The sequence below is a fragment of the Embleya sp. NPDC127516 genome (assembly GCF_044765325.1).
In the GTDB taxonomy this organism is placed as follows: Bacteria; Actinomycetota; Actinomycetes; order Streptomycetales; family Streptomycetaceae; genus Embleya.
In genome coordinates this window covers 248371-265211 of the sequence record NZ_JBIWJT010000014.1, presented here as the reverse complement: position 1 = coordinate 265211, position 16841 = coordinate 248371, and the positions used below count along the sequence as shown (strand labels likewise).

The 16841-nt window shown below is 70.2% G+C and carries 14 protein-coding genes; 9 read left to right on the top strand and 5 right to left on the bottom strand.

The annotated features are described in order from the left end of the window. The first annotated feature begins 105 nt into the window (after window positions 1-105). From ACIRL2_RS27425 to ACIRL2_RS27415, 3 genes are all read left to right on the top strand, one after another. A complete protein-coding gene (locus ACIRL2_RS27425; RefSeq protein WP_402235277.1) occupies window positions 106-1386 on the top strand; it encodes a sensor histidine kinase in 1281 nt (426 codons plus the stop codon). Then, window positions 1374-2027 carry a response regulator transcription factor gene (locus ACIRL2_RS27420; RefSeq protein WP_402235275.1) on the top strand — a complete coding sequence of 218 codons (654 nt, stop codon included), beginning with the start codon at window positions 1374-1376 and terminating at the stop codon, window positions 2025-2027. Before ACIRL2_RS27425 ends, ACIRL2_RS27420 begins: the two co-directional genes overlap by 13 nt. 237 nt (window positions 2028-2264) lie before the next feature. After that, the gene (locus ACIRL2_RS27415; protein WP_402235272.1) at window positions 2265-2720 is read left to right on the top strand and encodes a GNAT family N-acetyltransferase; all 456 of its coding nucleotides are present in this window, start codon (window positions 2265-2267) and stop codon (window positions 2718-2720) included. Window positions 2721-3440: 720 nt separating this feature from the next. Here the strand turns inward: ACIRL2_RS27415 and ACIRL2_RS27410 are convergent. Both ACIRL2_RS27410 and ACIRL2_RS27405 read right to left on the bottom strand, forming a co-directional pair. Further along, the gene (locus ACIRL2_RS27410) at window positions 3441-3923 is read right to left on the bottom strand and encodes a hypothetical protein (protein WP_402235269.1); all 483 of its coding nucleotides are present in this window, start codon (window positions 3921-3923) and stop codon (window positions 3441-3443) included. A 377-nt stretch (window positions 3924-4300) separates the two neighbouring features. After that, window positions 4301-5194, bottom strand: a complete 894-nt coding sequence (locus ACIRL2_RS27405; protein WP_402235266.1) for a MerR family transcriptional regulator — start codon at window positions 5192-5194, stop codon at window positions 4301-4303. 86 nt (window positions 5195-5280) lie between these two features. Here ACIRL2_RS27405 and ACIRL2_RS27400 point away from each other — a divergent pair, with 86 nt between their 5' ends. Next, window positions 5281-5610, top strand: a complete 330-nt coding sequence (locus tag ACIRL2_RS27400) for a hypothetical protein (protein ID WP_402235263.1) — start codon at window positions 5281-5283, stop codon at window positions 5608-5610. A 416-nt stretch (window positions 5611-6026) separates the two neighbouring features. On the opposite strand, the gene ACIRL2_RS27395 is transcribed toward ACIRL2_RS27400, so the two are convergent. Beyond that, on the bottom strand, window positions 6027-6554 hold the full coding sequence (locus tag ACIRL2_RS27395; protein ID WP_402235261.1) for a hypothetical protein: 528 nt from the start codon (window positions 6552-6554) through the stop codon (window positions 6027-6029). 273 nt (window positions 6555-6827) lie between these two features. Between ACIRL2_RS27395 and ACIRL2_RS27390 the strand changes: the two genes are divergently transcribed. Beyond that, window positions 6828-7862, top strand: a complete 1035-nt coding sequence (locus tag ACIRL2_RS27390; protein ID WP_402235260.1) for a hypothetical protein — start codon at window positions 6828-6830, stop codon at window positions 7860-7862. Window positions 7863-7993: 131 nt separating this feature from the next. Here the strand turns inward: ACIRL2_RS27390 and ACIRL2_RS27385 are convergent, their stop codons facing one another. Then, window positions 7994-10240, bottom strand: a complete 2247-nt coding sequence (locus ACIRL2_RS27385; RefSeq protein ID WP_402235258.1) for an MMPL family transporter — start codon at window positions 10238-10240, stop codon at window positions 7994-7996. A gap of 949 nt (window positions 10241-11189) precedes the next feature. On the opposite strand from ACIRL2_RS27385, the gene ACIRL2_RS27380 reads away from it, so the two are divergent. Beyond that, window positions 11190-11360, top strand: a complete 171-nt coding sequence (locus tag ACIRL2_RS27380) for a hypothetical protein (RefSeq protein ID WP_395861411.1) — start codon at window positions 11190-11192, stop codon at window positions 11358-11360. Between the two features lie 531 nt (window positions 11361-11891). Further along, window positions 11892-12710: a BTAD domain-containing putative transcriptional regulator gene (locus ACIRL2_RS27375; protein WP_395861412.1), complete on the top strand. Its 819-nt coding sequence runs from the start codon at window positions 11892-11894 to the stop codon at window positions 12708-12710. Between the two features lie 32 nt (window positions 12711-12742). On the opposite strand, the gene ACIRL2_RS27370 is transcribed toward ACIRL2_RS27375, so the two are convergent. Next, window positions 12743-14263 carry an AMP-binding protein gene (locus ACIRL2_RS27370; RefSeq protein ID WP_402235255.1) on the bottom strand — a complete coding sequence of 507 codons (1521 nt, stop codon included), beginning with the start codon at window positions 14261-14263 and terminating at the stop codon, window positions 12743-12745. Between the two features lie 311 nt (window positions 14264-14574). Between ACIRL2_RS27370 and ACIRL2_RS27365 the strand changes: the two genes are divergently transcribed. Together ACIRL2_RS27365 and aroF are read left to right on the top strand one after the other, a co-directional pair. Further along, window positions 14575-15588, top strand: a complete 1014-nt coding sequence (locus ACIRL2_RS27365) for a 4-aminobenzoate N-oxygenase (protein WP_395861416.1) — start codon at window positions 14575-14577, stop codon at window positions 15586-15588. A gap of 58 nt (window positions 15589-15646) precedes the next feature. After that, window positions 15647-16819 carry a 3-deoxy-7-phosphoheptulonate synthase gene (gene aroF, locus ACIRL2_RS27360; protein WP_402235251.1) on the top strand — a complete coding sequence of 391 codons (1173 nt, stop codon included), beginning with the start codon at window positions 15647-15649 and terminating at the stop codon, window positions 16817-16819. The last annotated feature ends 22 nt before the right edge of the window (window positions 16820-16841 follow it).

The window sequence follows — 16841 nt, the reverse complement described above, 5'->3', positions numbered from 1 at the left end:
CGGTGGTACGTGCGCCCACCCGGATGGTAGTGCCGGCTATACCCCTCCGGGCGGGCAGCCCGACGGGCTCTGCCGGGGACTTGGTGGTGCCAGTAGGCTCACCAGGTGAGTTCCACCGAAGGCGTCGGCACCAGGCAACGACCACGAGACGCGAAGTCCGTCCGGCGATCGGCTCTTTCGGTTCGGTACCTGGCGGCCGGCACCCTCTCCGGGCTGTACGGCCTGTTGGTTCTCGCGGTCATCGTGGTGGTGGCCGCGCTGTCGGTGGTCGGTGTCGGGCTCCTGCTCACCGGCGCCGCGTCCGGGCTGCTGCGGCACTGGTGCGACCGTGAACGGGTCAGGGTCGGACGGGCGCTGGGACGACGCATCGGTTCCCCGTACCCGAGCCCTGCCGCCGGGGCGGACGTTGCCCGTCGGCGCATCGCCGACGGCACGTCGGCCCGCGATCTGGCCGCCGTCCTCCAGCGGATCGTCGTCGGGATCCCGCTCGGCGTGGTCACCGTCCTGCTGCCGTTGGTGTCACTGCAAGCGTTGGCATTGCCGACGTACTGGTGGGCGATGCCGGACGGCAAGCCCGCCGACCAACTGTTCGAGATCACGTCGTGGTGGCTCGCACTGGCATCAGGCCTGATCGGGCTCGCCGGACTGGCCGCGTGGGCGATCGCCGCGCCCCCCGTGCGCTCCGCCGACGCGAAGCTTCTCGAACTGCTGCTCGCCCCGACTCGCGACCAGGAGCTCCGACTCCGTGCGCACATGGAGGAGCAGCGCCGACGTTCGGCCGTGGACCTGCACAGCGCCGAGCTGCGGCGGATCGAGCGGGACCTGCACGACGCGGCCCAGAACCGGCTGGTGGCCGTCTCCATGTTCATCGGCACGGCGCAACGGCAGTTGAGCACCGGAACCGGCGACGTCGCGACGGCCCTGGCGAAAGCGCAGGACGCCAACCGCGACGCGCTGGCCGAAATGCGCCGCATCATCCGGGGCGTCTATCCGCCGGTGCTCGCCGAGGAAGGCCTGGTGCCGGCCTTGGGGCTGCTGGCCGACCGGATGCAGATCCCCACCCGGCTGCGGGTCGACGCCCCGGCGCCGACACCGGCGTCCGTCGATGCCGCCCTGTACTTTTCGGTCGCCGAGGCGCTCACCAACGTTGCCAAGCACAGCAACGCGACCGAATGCGATATTCACCTGACCTGGACGGAGGACGACGGCGAGATGCGCGTAACCACCACCGTGACCGACGACGGACACGGCGGCGCCGAGCGGTCGAAGGGCACTGGCCTGGCCGGAATCGAGAGCCGGATCGAGGCACTCGGCGGCACGGTCACAGTCGCCAGCCCACCCGGCGGGCCGACGTCGGTGCGGATGGAGCTGCCATGCGAGTCGTGATCGCAGAGGACGACACGCTGCTGCGCGAAGGTCTTGCGGCGCTGTTGTCCGCCGAGGGCATCGAGGTGGTCGCGGCGCGTCCTGACGCCGATCGGCTGTACGAGACCATCGAGGAGTTCGACGCGGGACTGGCCATCGTCGACGTGCGGATGCCGCCGACGTACACCGACGAGGGTCTGCGCGCCGCGATGCAGGTCCGCGCCGTGCGTCCCGGCTTCCCCATGCTTGTGCTGTCGGCCCACGTGGAGACCAAGTACGCCGGCGAACTGCTGGCCGACGGCGCCGGAGCGGTTGGCTACCTGCTCAAGGAACGGGTGGGCGCCGTCGAGGACTTCCTGCGCACCATGGACCGCGTGGTCAGGGGCGAGACCGTGCTCGACCCCGAGGTCGTGACGACCCTGATGCGCCGCGGCAGCAGCCGCAGCCGCAGTCCGCTCACCGCCCTCACCGCACGCGAACGCGACGTGCTGCAACTGATGGCACAGGGCCACCGCAACGGCGACATCGCAGCCGAACTGCACGTCACCGAGGCCGCGATCCACAAGCACATCCGAAGCATCTTCAACAAACTCGGCCTGCTCGCCGACGACGCGGGACACCGCCGAGTACTGGCGGTCCTCACCTACCTGCGCGAACAGTGAGAGCCACGGTGTGCATCACCGACCTTGCCGGCCAACGACCCCCGCCCCATTCGGTGGAGGCGCCCCTTCCGCGAACGTGACGGTCGTTCGATGTGATGTGAGCACGAAGCGGACGACGAACGTTCCGCCCTACGGGCCTCGCAACGTGCCGCGGAGGACGAACGCCTGCTCGCGCCGGACGTGGCGCCGTCGCACACTGACGGCGATCCGGGTGGGCCGTTCGCGTAGCCTGGCGGCATGATCGTGTTCCGCGAGGCAGGGCCCGGCGATTTCGATGCCATCCTGCGTCTGTACCGGCAGTTGCACCCCGAGGACCCGTCGATACGCGACGGCGTGGGCGTGGCTGTGTTCGCCGGGATCCTGCGCTCGCCCGGTCTGCACCTGTTCGTCCTGGAGAGCACGGGCGAGGTCGTCGCGACCACCTACCTCAATGTCATTCCGAACCTCACCCGCTCGGCCTCGCCGTACGCCGTCATCGAGAACGTCGTGGTCGACGCGGAACTGCGCGGCACCGGTCTCGGCCGGCGGATCATGGATGCCACGCTCCAGGCCGCCTGGGACGCGGGCTGCTACAAGGCGATGCTGCTGACCGGCTCCCGTGACCCGGACATCCATGCGTTCTACCGGGCATGCGGGTTCTCCGCCGAGGCCAAGACCGCCTACCTCGCCCGTCCTCCGTCCACCACGGCCTGATCAGTGGGGCCGCCCCGGCCCACCCCCACGGCGGCCCCGCGCAAGCAGGGAATCGCATCGAGCGGGCACCGTTTCATGGCTCGTAACGCCGAAGGGAAGAGTTCCGGCTCCGGCGGTGGCCGCGGCGGACTGATCGGGACGCCACCCCGAGCAAGGCTGCCGCACGGCCGTGCGGCATCGGGCTGGTCGCCGTCACCTCGCGGCCGTTGAGCGGGGCGATGTGGTTGGACATATGGGCCGTAGCGCGCGGCCGGGCCGCGCCGGTGGCCGGCCACGACATCCGGGCCGCGCGTCACCCGGTCCGTTTGGTGTTCACTCAGGCGACGTTCGAGCAGCGTGGGCAGGGGATCGACCTGACGCCAACCAGGAGGCGCGAGGCCGATCAGCAGGGCCCTTGACGGGTAGGTTCTCTCCACGACGACCTCTCGCGGCCGTGCTGTCGGGCCCATGCACGCGGCTGCGGTGAGTTCGAGGCGGTGGACGACGGGGATTCCCAACTCGGCGAGCGGTCGGAGAGGGTCTCTCCGGTCACACCGGCACGGTGCGGGCGGTGGCGTTCTCTCCGGACGGGCGCCTGCCGACCACGGGAGCAGGGGACGGAGTGATGGGCCGCTGGACCGTGCACCCGAGCGGTCTTTGCGGGTGACTCGCACGTCCGTTCCGATGCCGGCCCCGGCCGGGTGAACGGGTCCGTCGCGGCCGGTGGTTGAGCCGTGGTCATCAGCCGAAGCGTGCTGTGCGCCACGAGGTCTCGTATTGCCGGCGGGAGAAGGTGAGGGTTCCGATGGAGTCGTAGTTCCAGTCGCGGTAGGTGTTTTGCAGGTTCGACCACGTCACGGTGTCTTCTCCGGCGGTGATCGTCGCGGTCAGCGCCCAGCAGTCGAAGATGCCGCAGTCGCATCCGAGCAGTATGGTCTCGCCTTCCTCGGCGCCGTGCGGGACCATGTCCGGCTTTCCGCCGAGCAGGTGCTCCAGGCTGAAACCCTGGGCGTACATGTACGTCCCGGCCAGCAACGGTGCGGGGTCCGGCGCGAATTCGTCGGCGCGCTCCGCCTGCTCCGCCAAGGCGTCGGGAAGTTCCGCGCGGCGGACCGATTCCAGGAACGAGGCGCCGTCGATCAGGTAAGCCAAAACCTCGATACTCCCACCCTCGACCGACCATTGGGGGGCGTAGGGGACCCTGCGGAACTCGATTGAATGCATGCGCCGACGCTAGTCGGCACGCGTCCACTACCGAACCGATTTTTCATACGCGGTGACGGAGCCGATCGATACACGCATCCGCCGCAAGCCGAACTGCGCGCGATGGACGCGAGGACCGCGCCGCGTTCGACAGCGGCATCACCGCCGTCGCTCAGGACCCGTACGGAACCCAGCGGCATCTCAACCCCGCCCACAAGACCCCGCGAACTCATCCGCCGATCCAGGCCCTTGGCCGCCGGGTCGTCCTCGAACCCGCGGCCGTTCGACCGAACTCGTTTCGGCGCCCGGTCCGTACGCGGACCGGATGCCGCCGTCCGCCCGGCTGAGCATTGATTTTCCGATCAGCTGCAAGGGCCAAGCTCCGTAAGGGGCCGGGTTCAGTCCCGGGCGGAGAGTTCCTGAGCCAGTTCCATGCAGCGCAGGCGGGCCGGGGAGAAGTCGTAGGGCATCTTGCCGATCACCTCGACCACACTCATGCCGCCTTCCTCCCGTGGTCCGGCAACGTTGTCGGCCTCCTCCTGCCCATCGGCGGCGTCGGGCTGCATGGCTTCCCAGGCGTCGAACAGGGCCTCGTCGTCCTTCTCCAGCCCGGACTCCTCGATGACTGCCAGCAAGGCGCTTTCGAAGGCGTGCCGCTGGGCGGCCACCTGAGCCACGCGCGGATCGTCAACGGCGACGGTGTCGTCAAGTGCCTCCTCGGTGGCGTCGAGGCGGTCGGATTCGGCTCGCAGGTCGGGGTAGGAGGCCAGGGCGATGAAGCGGGTGGCCTGGACGGCCGCTCCGAGCGGGCCGAAGATCCGCTCGGTGATCAGCAACGTGTCCAGGTCCGACTGGCGCAGGCTCTCGGGCAGGCTCTTGAGGCGGTCGGTGACGATGTCGGGGAGCAGGCCCATCCGGCTGCCCTCGGTACGCATGCGCTGTACGGCGGTCCTTTGCCGACGCAGTTCGGCTTCCTGTTCGGAGAGGGTTTCCTCCAGCCGCTCCAGGGTGGCCTCGATGTCGTCCTCGCTGTCGGTGTCGTCGGAGGCCGTGGAGGTGGTGAAGGCTTTGCGGATGTCGTCCAAGGCGATTCCGGCGTCGGCCATCTTGAGGATCCACAGCAGTCGGATCATGTCGTCGTAGCCGTAGCGGCGGCGGTCGTCGGCGCCGCGCTCGGGCTCCGGAAGCAGGCCGATTTCGTGGTAGTGGCGGATCGTCCGCGGTGTAGTACCGGCGAAGGCCGCCGCGTGACCGATCTTGACCCGGCGGGGCGGAATGAAGGACGCGTGCATGGACAGAGCCTTTCCTGAACGGAGCGGGGGTGAGTCCACTGGAACACATACCGCTACGGAAGGTGCAACCCCTGTTCGCAAGCCGGATGAACCGCCGTGGTGAACCCGCCTGGAGACCCGCCCGGCCCGAGGCCCTCGGGCTCGACGCCGACCCTGTCCGGCGGTTCTTTCGCACAGCGCCGGGCCGACGGGCACTGGCCATCACCGCCGACCCCGAGGAGGAGAGCCACCTGGCCACCGTCCACCGGTCCACGGCCCGCCGCCACCTCGGTGAGGACGCGGACCACCACCCACGCCACCCGGCGGCGGTGGTCGCCGAGCGCGCCGGCAGCACCCTGGCCGCCCACCTCTCGGTCCCCTTCCACTTCGCCGATCCGGACACCCCGGACGACCAGGCCCCCCGATGGCGGTCCTGAGCGACGATGGGTCCGTGTCCCGGACCTGCTTCCGCCACCCCGCCATGCGGGGCGTGGCCCGGGTGGTCCAGCCGCGAGGCTTTCGGCGACCCATGGCCTGTTCGATCGCCGGCTCGACCGGGCCATGTTCGTGCGCCACCGGGCGTCGTTCGGTCGAGACGGTACAGGCGGTGCACAAGGCGGATTTCGCCGTCCCGGATACGGACTTGAACCGTATCCGACACGGCTCCCGACTCATCCCCGCCACCGGTCCCGCCGCGAGTGGGTCCGGGAGTCGAACCTGCCGAACGCGGCTCCGGCGGCCACCGATCGACCTCGCCCGCCGCTCCTCCCCTGTGGGATTCGGCCCGGACGCGGAACTCGTCGCGGAACCGATACCTTTCTCGGCCGGACGCTCTGCGGCCGTGCCGGTCCGTTCACATCCTCCAGCGTTGGTCCGGTGTACCCGCCCAGGCCCATTGGGCGTCGGGTTCGACGGTGATGCCGAAGTCGTAGGCGTGGATCTCGGCGTCGTCCTGCCAGGTGATGACGGCGGCCTCGTCCCAGAGCCGTCGGGGGCCGCCTTGGAGGGCGTGCCCGGCGCCGGGGGTGTCGTCGACCAGGGCCCAGGAGTCCTTGCCGTCGTGGAGCCACCATTTCGCGCCGCCCGCGCTCGCGCCGCGGTGGACGTCGGGGAGCCTGAGCGCGAGCGCCTGCGTGTAGTTGCCGTCCGTGGACACCCCGGCGAGATGCCACGCCACGGTGTCGACGGTGTGGGTCGGGTGCGCGGTCCGGATCTCCTCGAACACCGCGTGTCCGGGCCCGCGTTGCCCACGCAGGGGCATGAACGCCACACTCTTGACGAACCGCCCGCTCGCCACACCGTGCTCGTCGACGACCAGGCGCAGCAGGCTGCCGGATCCGAACGGCGGAGAGAACGGCACCACCAACACCACGTCGGGCACGGCGTGTTCGACCCAGATGTGGGGAGGGGAGGACGCCGCCGGCGCCGGTGCTGTCGTGGGGGAGGGCGCGGTCGGGGGCGCCCGTTGAGGCGGCGGGAGGTATGTTGGCGTCCGGGCGTGCTGGGTTGCCGCTCGGGCGTTGCGGTTTGGGGGATGGGCTGTCGTGGGGCGGTTCCAGGGTCGGTTCTGGTGATGGCCTGTTCTCCGGGTTGAGCGGTTCGGCGACGTGCGCCCTGGTCGTCCCCGCCGTACCGAGTCGGAGGAAGCGCTGCGATGAACGAGCTCGGGGATGCCGCCGCCGTTGTGGAAGGCGGGAGTTCGGGTGGGGGGTTGCGCGGGTCCTCGGAGGAGGCTTCGCGCGAGTTCGTCGAGGACATCGTCGCCGTTCACGAGGGCGGCGGTGTGGTGCATTTCCTGTTGATCGCGTACGCGCCGGGTGACTCGGGCAACGCGGCGGGGTACGTCTTTCGGCGGCCCGTCGGCAGTGACGAATCGGCCGAGAACATCCTCGCGACCAACGACACGCTCCGTGAGCTGTGGTGCTCGCCGCAGGGGCATGTGTGGGCGACGAGCAGCACCGGTCTGGTTTGGACGAGCGCGCCTGTTCCCTGGGTGGACACGATGCCGCCGGACCTGGAGTTCGACACGCCCGAAGGCGATGTGACCTGGCGTCACACCGCGCTGCCCGCGCAGGCGCACAACCGTGGTCGGCCGAACCCGGCGGCCGTGTGGGGGACTTCGGACGACGACGTACACATCGCCACCTTCGGCGGCGTGCTCTACCACTGGAACGGCCGCGACTGGTCGCAGTTCCACCCGGGGATCGGCGCACCGATCGGCGCCATCCGCGGGCGCGCGGCGAACGACGTCTATGCCGCCGGCTACAACAGCACCCTGCTGCACTTCGACGGCACCGGGTGGACGCGGATCGCCGATCCGGACGGCCCCGACGCGGCCGACCTGCTGGCGGGCATCGCCTTCGACGCCGACGGCGAGGTGTACGTCGCCGGCAGATCGCGCGGCGGCCGCATACTTCGCGGGTCCGCACAGCGCGGTTTCTCGGTGGCCGTACGCGACCGAGTGGGCGCCATCGGCGTGGCGTTCGTCGAGGGACGGTTGTTCTGCGCCGCGGGGAAGGGCGGCGTCGTGGAACTGACCGCCCGGGGGCCGAAGACGCTTCGCGACGACATCGCCGCCTGGTCGATCGCCGAGGGCGAGGGCCGCGTCTACGTGACGGAGACACCGGGAGAGGCCGCGTACTCCGAACTCGACCTCGCCACCGGGCGATGGCACCGCCGGTACTACTGAGCGACGTCTGGCGCGGTACGGCCGGAACCGCGGCGCAGTTGCGTTCGGGCGGCGTATCGGGCGGCGTATCGGGTGGCGGCGACGAGCGACCTTGTGGTCATCAGCACGGACCCGCAGTGTCCGTTTCGGGGTCAGACTTCGGCCGAGTTCTTTTTGTTCGAGGTGCCGGGCAGGTGCTCCGGTGAAGCCGTGGGCGGGGGTACGGTGCCGGTTTCGCCGAGGCCGAATCGGTTGTGGAACCTGCGCAGTGGGCGGGGTGCGTACCAGGCCGAGCGGCCGAGCAGGCGCATCGCGGCGGGGACCAGGATGCCCCGTACCGCGACGGCGTCGATCAGGATGGCCAACCCGGTGCCCAGGCCGAACATCTGCATGAAGCTGATCTCGGCCGTCCCGAACGCGAAGAAGCTCACCGCCAACAGGGCGGCGGCGGCGCTGACGATGCGTCCCGTGTGCCCGAGGCCGTTGACCACGGCCGACTCGGTGTCCTCGCCCTGGTCGTGGAGTTCCTTGATCCGGCTGGTGACGAACACCTCGTAGTCCATCGAGAGGCCGAAGGCGATGCAGAACATCAGTACGGTCGTCGACACCTCCATCGGCTGTGGTGTGGAGCCGAGCAGGGACGTGAGGTGGCCGTCCTGGAAGATCCAGGTCATGACGCCCAGAGTCGCGCTCAGGCTGATCATGTTCAGGACCAGCGCGCGCAGCGGTTGCACGACGCTGCCCGTGAACAGGAACAGGAGCAGGAAGGTGGTGAGGACGACCAGGCCGGCGGCGAACGGGAGTCGGCCGGCGATGGAGTCCTTGGCGTCGACCAGTTCGGCGTCGGGTCCGGCCACCAACGGACGCGTGCCGCCGGGCCCCGCGAGCGACCTCACCGTGGTGACCAGTTTCTGGGCATCTTCCGACTTCGGCGGCAGTGCGCTCACCACGTTGATTCGTTGCGCGTCCGGCCGGCCCAGGGCCGCATTGCCCGGACCCGGGGCGGTGGAGTTCCCTTCGGTGTAGGTTCCCGTGGACGCCTCGACCCGGACGATGCCCCTGTACCCGGAGAGTTGGGCCGCGTAGGCACCCAACGGGGCTTCGTCCACAGGCTTGTCGATGACGATGTGCAGAGCCGCGGCGTCGTTGCCGGCGAAGTTCTCCCGCAGCGCGGTCGCGACCTGTCGACTGGTCGCGTCCTCGGGCAACACGCGTTCGTCGGCCATGTCGAACGTGATGCCCAGGAGCGGACTCGACGCCAGCAGCAGGACGCCGAGCATCGGCGTCGCGGCGAGTACGGGACGTCGCATGACGGCGCCTGCCAGCCGGCCCCACACGGACGTCGCGGCGTCCGGGCGCGCGGGCTTCACCCATGGCATGCGGCCGCTGTTGACTCGGTGTCCCAGGACGGCGAGCAGGGCGGGCATCACGAACAGGGCGGCGATCGCCGCGACCATGATGACGCCGACCCCCGCGTAGGCGAACGAACGAAGGAAGGACTGCGGGAACACGAGAAGCGCGGCGAGCGCGGCGGCGACCGTGGCGGCGGAGAAGGCGACCGTGCGGCCCGCGGTGAGCACCGTGTGGCGGACGGCGTCGTCCACCTCGGCGCCGGACGCGAGTCGGTCCCGGAACCGGTTGATCATCAACAAGGCGTAGTCGACGCCCAGGCCCAGGCCCAGGGCCGTGGTCAGGTTGGTCGCGAAGATCGAGATGTCGGTGATGTCGCCGAGGAGGGCGAGTTCGGCGAAGGTGCCCATGACGGCGATGGTGCCGATCACCAGCGGCAGCATGGCCGCGACCACGCTGCCGAAGACGATCAGGAGCAGCACCAGGGTCAGCGGCACGGCGATGGTCTCGGCCAGGACGAGGTCGTCGGTGCCCTGCGTCGACATTTCCTTGGCCACGGCGGTGGCCCCGCCGGCCCGGACGACGAGTTCGTTCCCGCGCGGTCCGGTGTGGGCGGCGATGATGCCCTTGACGTTCTTCGCCTGCTCCGTGTCGTCGCCCTTGACGTGGGCGAGCACCATGGCCTCGCGGCCGTCCTTGGAGCGGAGGGCGGGGTTGTCCGTGTCCCAGTACGAGATCACGTTGTCCAGGGCCCGCTCTTTCCTGAGGTCGGCCGCCAGTGCCCGGCCACCATTTGCGACGGCCGGGTCGTCGATGCCGCCTTGGCGGGCGCGGACCAGCAGGACCAGATTCGTCTCCCCGCCGAACTTCGCGTCGATGACCCGACCGGCACGGGTGGATTCGGAGGCCGGGTCGTCGAAGCCGCCCCCGCTCTGCAACTTGGCGAACGCGCCGAAGCCCACGGCGGCCATGAGGGTCACGGCCACGGCCGCGACCACAAGAATCAACCGGGACCGACGGATCGCCAGTTCGGCTACGCGCTCAAACACGTAACGTCTCCTTTGAATCACGCAAAGTGAGGCTAGCATGCGGAGTATTGCACTGATCCGAGCGGAGGAGAATTCGGGGCTTTTCGATCTTGTCGGGCGCTGAAGGCGTCGAATATGCCTGAAATCCACGGGAGTTGACGTCCGGGCCCGGGTGCCGCCCCGGGGCGGTGGGCGGCGGACGCGAACTCGTCGGTGGAAGCACGGGGTTGGCCCGCGGGTCGGTCGACTTGATCGTCGGCCTCGAGCCGGCGCGTGGGCGGTGGGGCGCGTCAGACGCCGTTCGCGCCGGATGCGGCCGGCTTCGAGCGCGGCGGGCCCGGTAGCCGCGCGCCGCAGGCAACGACGGACCCGATGCGCCGCACCGCCGCCACCTGCTCGCGCTCCCCGATTCCGGCCCGCGTCACCGTGACGAGTAATGGGATCCCCGTCCGCTCGGCGCGCGCCGATGCCGAGTGCGCCCGCCCGGCTTCGGGCCGTGTCCACGAGCCTGCCGATCGCCGGAGGCAAGGCCGTTCCCACGTGCGACGGCTTTCGGGCAACATCGTTTCCGTTCGCGACCGGACGCCGAGGGGTGCCTTCCCCGCGTTCGAGTTCGCCTGCCGCGCGCACACTCGAGGAGCTCCGTGCTCGGTCGGCAATTGCGCCGACCAGGCGGGATGTTGCCACGAGACGGCGCTCGCCCGGCTCGTGTCGCGGTGCCCGGCGACGGAGCTCGACCCTCGCCCCGAGGCCCGGCGGGACGCCGGCAGGTACCCGCCGTGCCGGCGAAGTTTCGCCCGGCGCTCGCGGGATCGCGAGTGGCGCCAGGCGCACACAGGTGGTCAACCGGCGCGCAGCCGTCGCCCTCGTGCACCCGGGCGCCCTCCTCCGGCCGTGGACCGAGTCCCGTCGTCCGCGCGATGGTTGGTGGACGCACGGCCTTGCCGACGCCGCCAGTGAGGGAGCAACGATGAGCCGCCCCGTTTACATCCGAGAGACCCGGGCCCTGCACAGCATCGAGGGCCCGGTGAGCATCCGGCCGCGCGAGATCGGCGGCGCCGCGTTCCATGCCGGCGGGCGGACCCGTCGCCATCACGCCGCAATGCTCTTCGCGCCGCGCGGACATGTGCGTGCGCGGTGATGACATAGCGGTCGAGGCATTCGCATTTCGGCGCTCCGGAGCGGGATTCGGTGACGGCGCCGTTCCGACGTGCCCCGTTTTCGTTCACCGAGTGGCATTTCGCGGAGGGTGAGGGTGGCGGCGTATCCCTCGGATGTGTTGTCGCCGTCGTGGTGGTCCGGGGGGATGCGGTGCCGGGTTCGGTGCTGATGTGCCTCGGTCGCGAACACCTCACGAATCACGGTGTTCGGGCATGTCCGTCGAGCGGCGGATCCGGAACAGGGCGATCATCCACTCGCGGCGGCCGGAGCGGGCGCTCCCGGCGATCGAGACATGTCGACGGTGCGAAGGTTCGCCCTTCCGCCTCGACGAGTACACGGCGTGCGGGTGGCATTTCCCGGTGGCGAATGCCTCCCGGTTCCTTCTTCATGCGGCACAACGAAAGTCAGGGGGCGACTCGGTCGACTCGGGGCTCGGCGGAAGCGGTCGTTCCGACCGGCGGTCAGGGGGGACGGGTGGCCATTGAATCCAGTGTTGCCAGGTGGGAGTGTGATGTCTGCGAAGGCTATGACGCAATTGTCCGATGAACTCGTGTTCAACATCCTCGGGCCGCTGGCGGTGTCGTCGACCGCAGGCCCGTTGTTGTTGGGACCGGCGCGGCAACGTGCCGTGCTGTCCGCGCTGTTGCTGGCGCCGAACCAGGTGGTGGGTGCCGAGCGGCTCACCGAGGTCGTCTGGCCGACGGGGCCTCCCGGCAACGTGGCGGCGGGCCTGCATAGTTACGTCTCCAATCTGCGCCGCCAACTCGAACCGCACTGCCCTCCGCGGGGACGCAACCGGATCCTGCGGAGGGAGCCACACGGATATCTTCTCGCGGTCGAGGGGGAGCGGGTGGACGCCTGCCGGTTCGAGTACCTACTGCGCCACGGGCGCCGGCTCCTGCGCGAGGGCCGTTTCGAAGAGGCCAGTTCGGCGCTCGAGGCATCCCTGTCCCTGTGGCGCGGCGCGCCCTACGCGGAACTCGGCGACTACGAACCGGCCGTGCGTGAGGCGGCGCGTCTGGAGGAACTGCGCTTCCTGACCTGGGAGGCCCTGTGGGAGGCCGAGCTGTGCTGGGGGCGGGACAACGTCAACGCCGTGGCCGAACTGGCCGCCCTGAGCGCGAAGTACCCCCAACGGGAACGGCTGGGCTGGCTGCTGATGGTCGCGCTGTGCGAGGTGGGTCGGGAGGCGGAGGCGGTACGGGTCTACCACCGCATCCGTAGGGCGCTGGCCCAGGAACTGGGCGTGGACCCGGGACGGGAACTCCGGTTGTTGTTCACCCGGATCATTCGTGCCGAGTCCGTCGGACGGACGTGTCTGAAGTACTGACCGCGACTCGGCGGGGGCGGGACCGGCCGGCGTCAATTGATGCGCCGGTCCCGGCCCGACCAATAGGGCTCGCGCAACACGCCCTTTCGAACCTTGCCATTGCTGGTCCGCGGCAGGGCATCCGTGAAGTCCACGGACGTCGGTGCCTTGTATCGGGCCAACCGCTCCTTGCAGTGCGAGATGAGCTCCGCGGCGGTGGGCAGGACCCCGTCCACGGGCACCACCACCGCCTTGACGGTCTCGCCCCATCGCTCGTCCGGCACGCCGATGACGGCCGCCTCGGCAATCGACGGATGGCTCAGCAGGCACGCCTCGACCTCCACCGAGGCCACGCTTTCACCACCGGTGACGATGACGTCCTTCAACCGGTCGAACAGGACGAGGTGTCCGTCGTCGTCGAAGGAGCCCGCATCACCGGTGCGGAACCAACCCTCGTCGAGGGACGCCGCGTCGGCCTCGGCATCCCGCCAGTATCCGTCGAGCACCATGTTGGAGCGTGCGAGGACCTCACCGCGCGCGCCGGTGCGCAACCGCACGCCCAGGGCGGGCGCCCCCGCCCGGGCCAGACCTCCGCTGCCCGACGACGCCCCCGGCGGACGCCGGTTGAAGGTGAGCAGCGTCGTCTCCGTCAGGCCGTACACCTGGTGGAACGTCCAGCCCAGTTCGTCCTCCACCCGGCAGACGAACCGCTCGCTCACGGGCGCGCCCGCGCACACCACACGCACGCTGCCGTGCCCGGGGATCTCGCCGGGCCACGACTGTGCCGCCCGAAGTACCGCGTCCCACACGGCCGGAGCGCCGAACGCGAGGGTAACACCGTGTTCGTGGACGCGCCGTAGGATCTCCGTGCCGTCGATCCGGCGCAACAGCACCTGCTTGGCTCCGAGTCCGGCGAGCAGGAACGGCACGCCCCAACCGTTGCAGTGGAACGTCGGCAGCGTATGCAGATAGACGTCCTGCTCCCAGATCCGGGCGTGCAGGCCGAACGTCGTCGCATTGAGCCAGATGTTGCGGTGGGTCAGGGCAACGCCCTTGGGGCGGGCGGACGTTCCCGAGGTGTAGTTGAGGGTCGCGACGGCGTTCTCGTCGGGACACGACCAGGGACGGGGGGCGATGTCGTACCGCATGATCTGGGTGTCGGTCTGCTCACCGAGTAGGAACCGCTTCGGCCCCTCCACCGAGCCGAGCACGGCCTCGACCTCCGGATCCACGAAGACGACCGAGGCATCGCACTGCCGCAGGATGTACGCGATCTCCTGGGGCGTGAGGCGGTAGTTCACCGGAACGCAGATCCGGCCGCTCGCCGAGACCGCGTAGAGCAGTTCCAGGAGCCGGGAGGAGTTGGGGCTGACGACGGCGACCCGCTCGCCGACGCCGACACCCAGGGCGTCCAGACCCGCCTGCCAGGCCCGAACGCGTCGCAGTACTTCACCGTAGGTGGTTGTGGGCACCGGGCCGGACGGCTGGTCCGGCTCGTCCACGAGCGCGGTGCGATCGGCCGCGGCCGTCTCGGCGCGGTCCAGAAAGTCGGCCAGGGTGAGCGGAACGAGCATGATGCGTCCTCACGATGGGGTCTCACGGCGGGGTTCCCGGGAACGGGACGGGCGCGAAGGCACGAAGAACACGAACGGCGCGGCCGACGGCATGCGACGGCGAAGGAGGCCAGGAAGCCGACGCAGCGGGCCGGCGCGACGACGGTGCTCGCCCACGGCGTCCGCGCCACCGCGGCTTCGCGCCCATCGTGGCATCCCCGGTCCGAATCCAGAAGACTCCCTCGGACCCGCCCAAGTCGCGTTCAAGAAACCCCCAAGTCCGGCCGGTGAGGATGCAGCGTCGCCGTGGACCACGAGACGGGGAGAGGCGAATGCGCGAGGAGTCGGGCGCGGTGACCACCTGGGCATCCGGAGGGTGGGTCGAGGAGGACGGTATCGGCAGTGCGACGCTGCGCCGCCTCGTGGAAGCGTGGCCGCGGCGTGCCGCGGTGGCGACGAGTTCCGGTGTGCTCGGCGGGCCTGCGACGTACGACCCCCGGGTGCCGGACTATCCGCTGCGGATGGTGCCGTTCGCGCAGCACCCCCGGTTCCTCGCGGCCACCGGTGAACAGCGCAGACAGGTTCTGACGGGCCTGTGGATCGGTTACAACGAACGGGTCATCGCCACCGAGCACCTCATCGCGGAGCCCGCCTTCGACCTCGTCATGCGTGGCGTATTCCCCGGGAGCGATCAGCCGCTGGTGCGGCAGGGAGTGCAACAGGCCATCGTCGACGAGAGTTTCCACACGTACATGCACATGCTCGCCGTCGCTCGGACCCGGGAGTTGCGCGGCGTGCGCAGCCGACCCGAGCAGCCCGCCCTGGTCACGTATCGGCGGTTGCGCCAGGTGCTGGCGACGATGCCGGAGGCGTGGGAGCGCGACGTCGCCGTCCTGGTCTGGGGAGCGGTGGCCGAGACCTGCATCAACTCCCTCCTGGCGCTGTTGGCCAGGGACGACTCGATCCAGCCCATGCACTCCCTGATCACCACCCTGCACCTGCGGGACGAGACGGCGCACGGCTCCGTCGTCATCGAGGTCGTCCGGGAACTGCACGCCAGGATGGACGCCGACCGCCGCCGCGCCCTGGTGCGCTGTCTGCCGCTCGCCCTGGAGGCGTTCGCCGAGCAGGACCTCTCCACGCTGCGGCTCGAACTGGTCACCGCGGGCGTCGAGGGCGCCGACGAGATCATCGGCGACCTGCGGGCCACGCCCGCCGGCCGGCGTCTCGTGCGGGACTTCTCCGGGGCGCAACGAATGATCGAACGACTGGAGTTGACCCACGCGGTGGACTTCGACTTCCCCGAGAGACCCGAGTGGTCGCCCGGCGTGGGCGTGCGCGGATGAGCCCCCCGGAGTCCGCCGGTGTCCGCCGGCCTCCGCCACCGACGCTGAAGGGTGACCGATGATCGTTGCTCGATTCCGATCCGACGTGCCGATCGAGGACCGGAGCCGGCTGACCTGCGCGTGGCATCAGCGCGGATACCGGTCGCTTCAGTGCCTGGTCGGGCGACACACCCTCGTCACCTTCCCGGACCTCGAGGCGACATCGCCGAAGGGCGCGGAGTTCGTGGCCTTGTTGCAGGCCACCCCCGCGCTCGAATGGGTCGTCGACAGCGTCGACGCACCGGCCCTGGGCAGTCTCGCGGCCACGGGCGAGCCGACCGCGGTGCGGGTGTCCGACGACTGTGTCGTGGGCGGCGGACGCTTCACCTGGATCGCCGGGCCCTGCGCCGTGGAGAGCGCAGCGCAACTCCTCGGCGTGGCACGGGAGGTGCGGGACCGAGGAGCACACCTGCTGCGGGGCGGCGCGTTCAAGCCCCGTACCTCTCCGTACGCCTTCCAAGGACTCGGCAAGGCCGGCCTGGACCTGCTGCGGGAGGCGTCCGCCGAGACCGGACTGGGCGTCGTCACGGAGGTCGTCGACGTCGCGCACGTCGAGGCCGTCGCCGAGGTGGCCCAGGTACTGCAGATCGGCGCACGCAACGCACAGAACTTCGCGCTGCTCCACGAGGTGGCGTTGACCGGCCGCCCGGTGCTGCTGAAGCGGGGCTTCGGCTGCACGGTCCCGGAGTGGCTCCACGGCGCCGAATACCTGCTGGCGGCGGGCAACGGCAACGTGCTGTTGTGTGAACGCGGCGTCCGTACCCACGGCAACACGACTCGCTTCACCCTGGACATCAGCGCCGTGCCGCTGGCGAAGCGGCTCAGTCACCTGCCGGTGATCGTCGACCCCAGCCACGCCTGCGGGCGCAGTGACCTGGTGGCCCCGCTGGCCGCCGCCGCTGCCGCCGCCGGAGCCGACGGGGTGATGGTCGACGTGGACCGGGCCGGCCACTCCGCGCTGTGCGACGGCGAGCAAGCGATCACCCCGGACGCGTTCGGGGCGCTCGTGGAGCGCACGAACCGCATGCTGCGCAGTCTCGACCCGGAACCCGACCCGGCGCGCGAGGGTCGGCCGCCGACTCCGGGGTCGCGCACGACGACCGCGACGGGCTCTCTCCCTCTTCGTGCCCACGCCCCGCGCGACGCCGGCGACGACGTCGCCGGGCTCGAACGGCGCACGGACCTCCCCTAGCGCCCGCACCCGTTCCCGGCCG

Bases quoted from the DNA above. Each gene is read 5' to 3' on its own strand.
- ACIRL2_RS27420 (WP_402235275.1), top strand. From the start codon at position 1,374: ATGCGAGTCGTGATCGCAGAGGACGACACGCTGCTGCGCGAAGGTCTT.
- ACIRL2_RS27380 (WP_395861411.1), top strand. From the start codon at position 11,190: ATGAGCCGCCCCGTTTACATCCGAGAGACCCGGGCCCTGCACAGCATC.
- ACIRL2_RS27400 (WP_402235263.1), top strand. From the start codon at position 5,281: ATGAACCGCCGTGGTGAACCCGCCTGGAGACCCGCCCGGCCCGAGGCC.
- ACIRL2_RS27415 (WP_402235272.1), top strand. From the start codon at position 2,265: ATGATCGTGTTCCGCGAGGCAGGGCCCGGCGATTTCGATGCCATCCTG.
- aroF (WP_402235251.1), top strand. From the start codon at position 15,647: ATGATCGTTGCTCGATTCCGATCCGACGTGCCGATCGAGGACCGGAGC.
- ACIRL2_RS27375 (WP_395861412.1), top strand. From the start codon at position 11,892: ATGTCTGCGAAGGCTATGACGCAATTGTCCGATGAACTCGTGTTCAAC.
- ACIRL2_RS27410 (WP_402235269.1), bottom strand. From the start codon at position 3,923: ATGCATTCAATCGAGTTCCGCAGGGTCCCCTACGCCCCCCAATGGTCG.
- ACIRL2_RS27405 (WP_402235266.1), bottom strand. From the start codon at position 5,194: ATGCACGCGTCCTTCATTCCGCCCCGCCGGGTCAAGATCGGTCACGCG.
- ACIRL2_RS27370 (WP_402235255.1), bottom strand. From the start codon at position 14,263: ATGCTCGTTCCGCTCACCCTGGCCGACTTTCTGGACCGCGCCGAGACG.
- ACIRL2_RS27365 (WP_395861416.1), top strand. From the start codon at position 14,575: ATGCGCGAGGAGTCGGGCGCGGTGACCACCTGGGCATCCGGAGGGTGG.
- ACIRL2_RS27390 (WP_402235260.1), top strand. From the start codon at position 6,828: ATGAACGAGCTCGGGGATGCCGCCGCCGTTGTGGAAGGCGGGAGTTCG.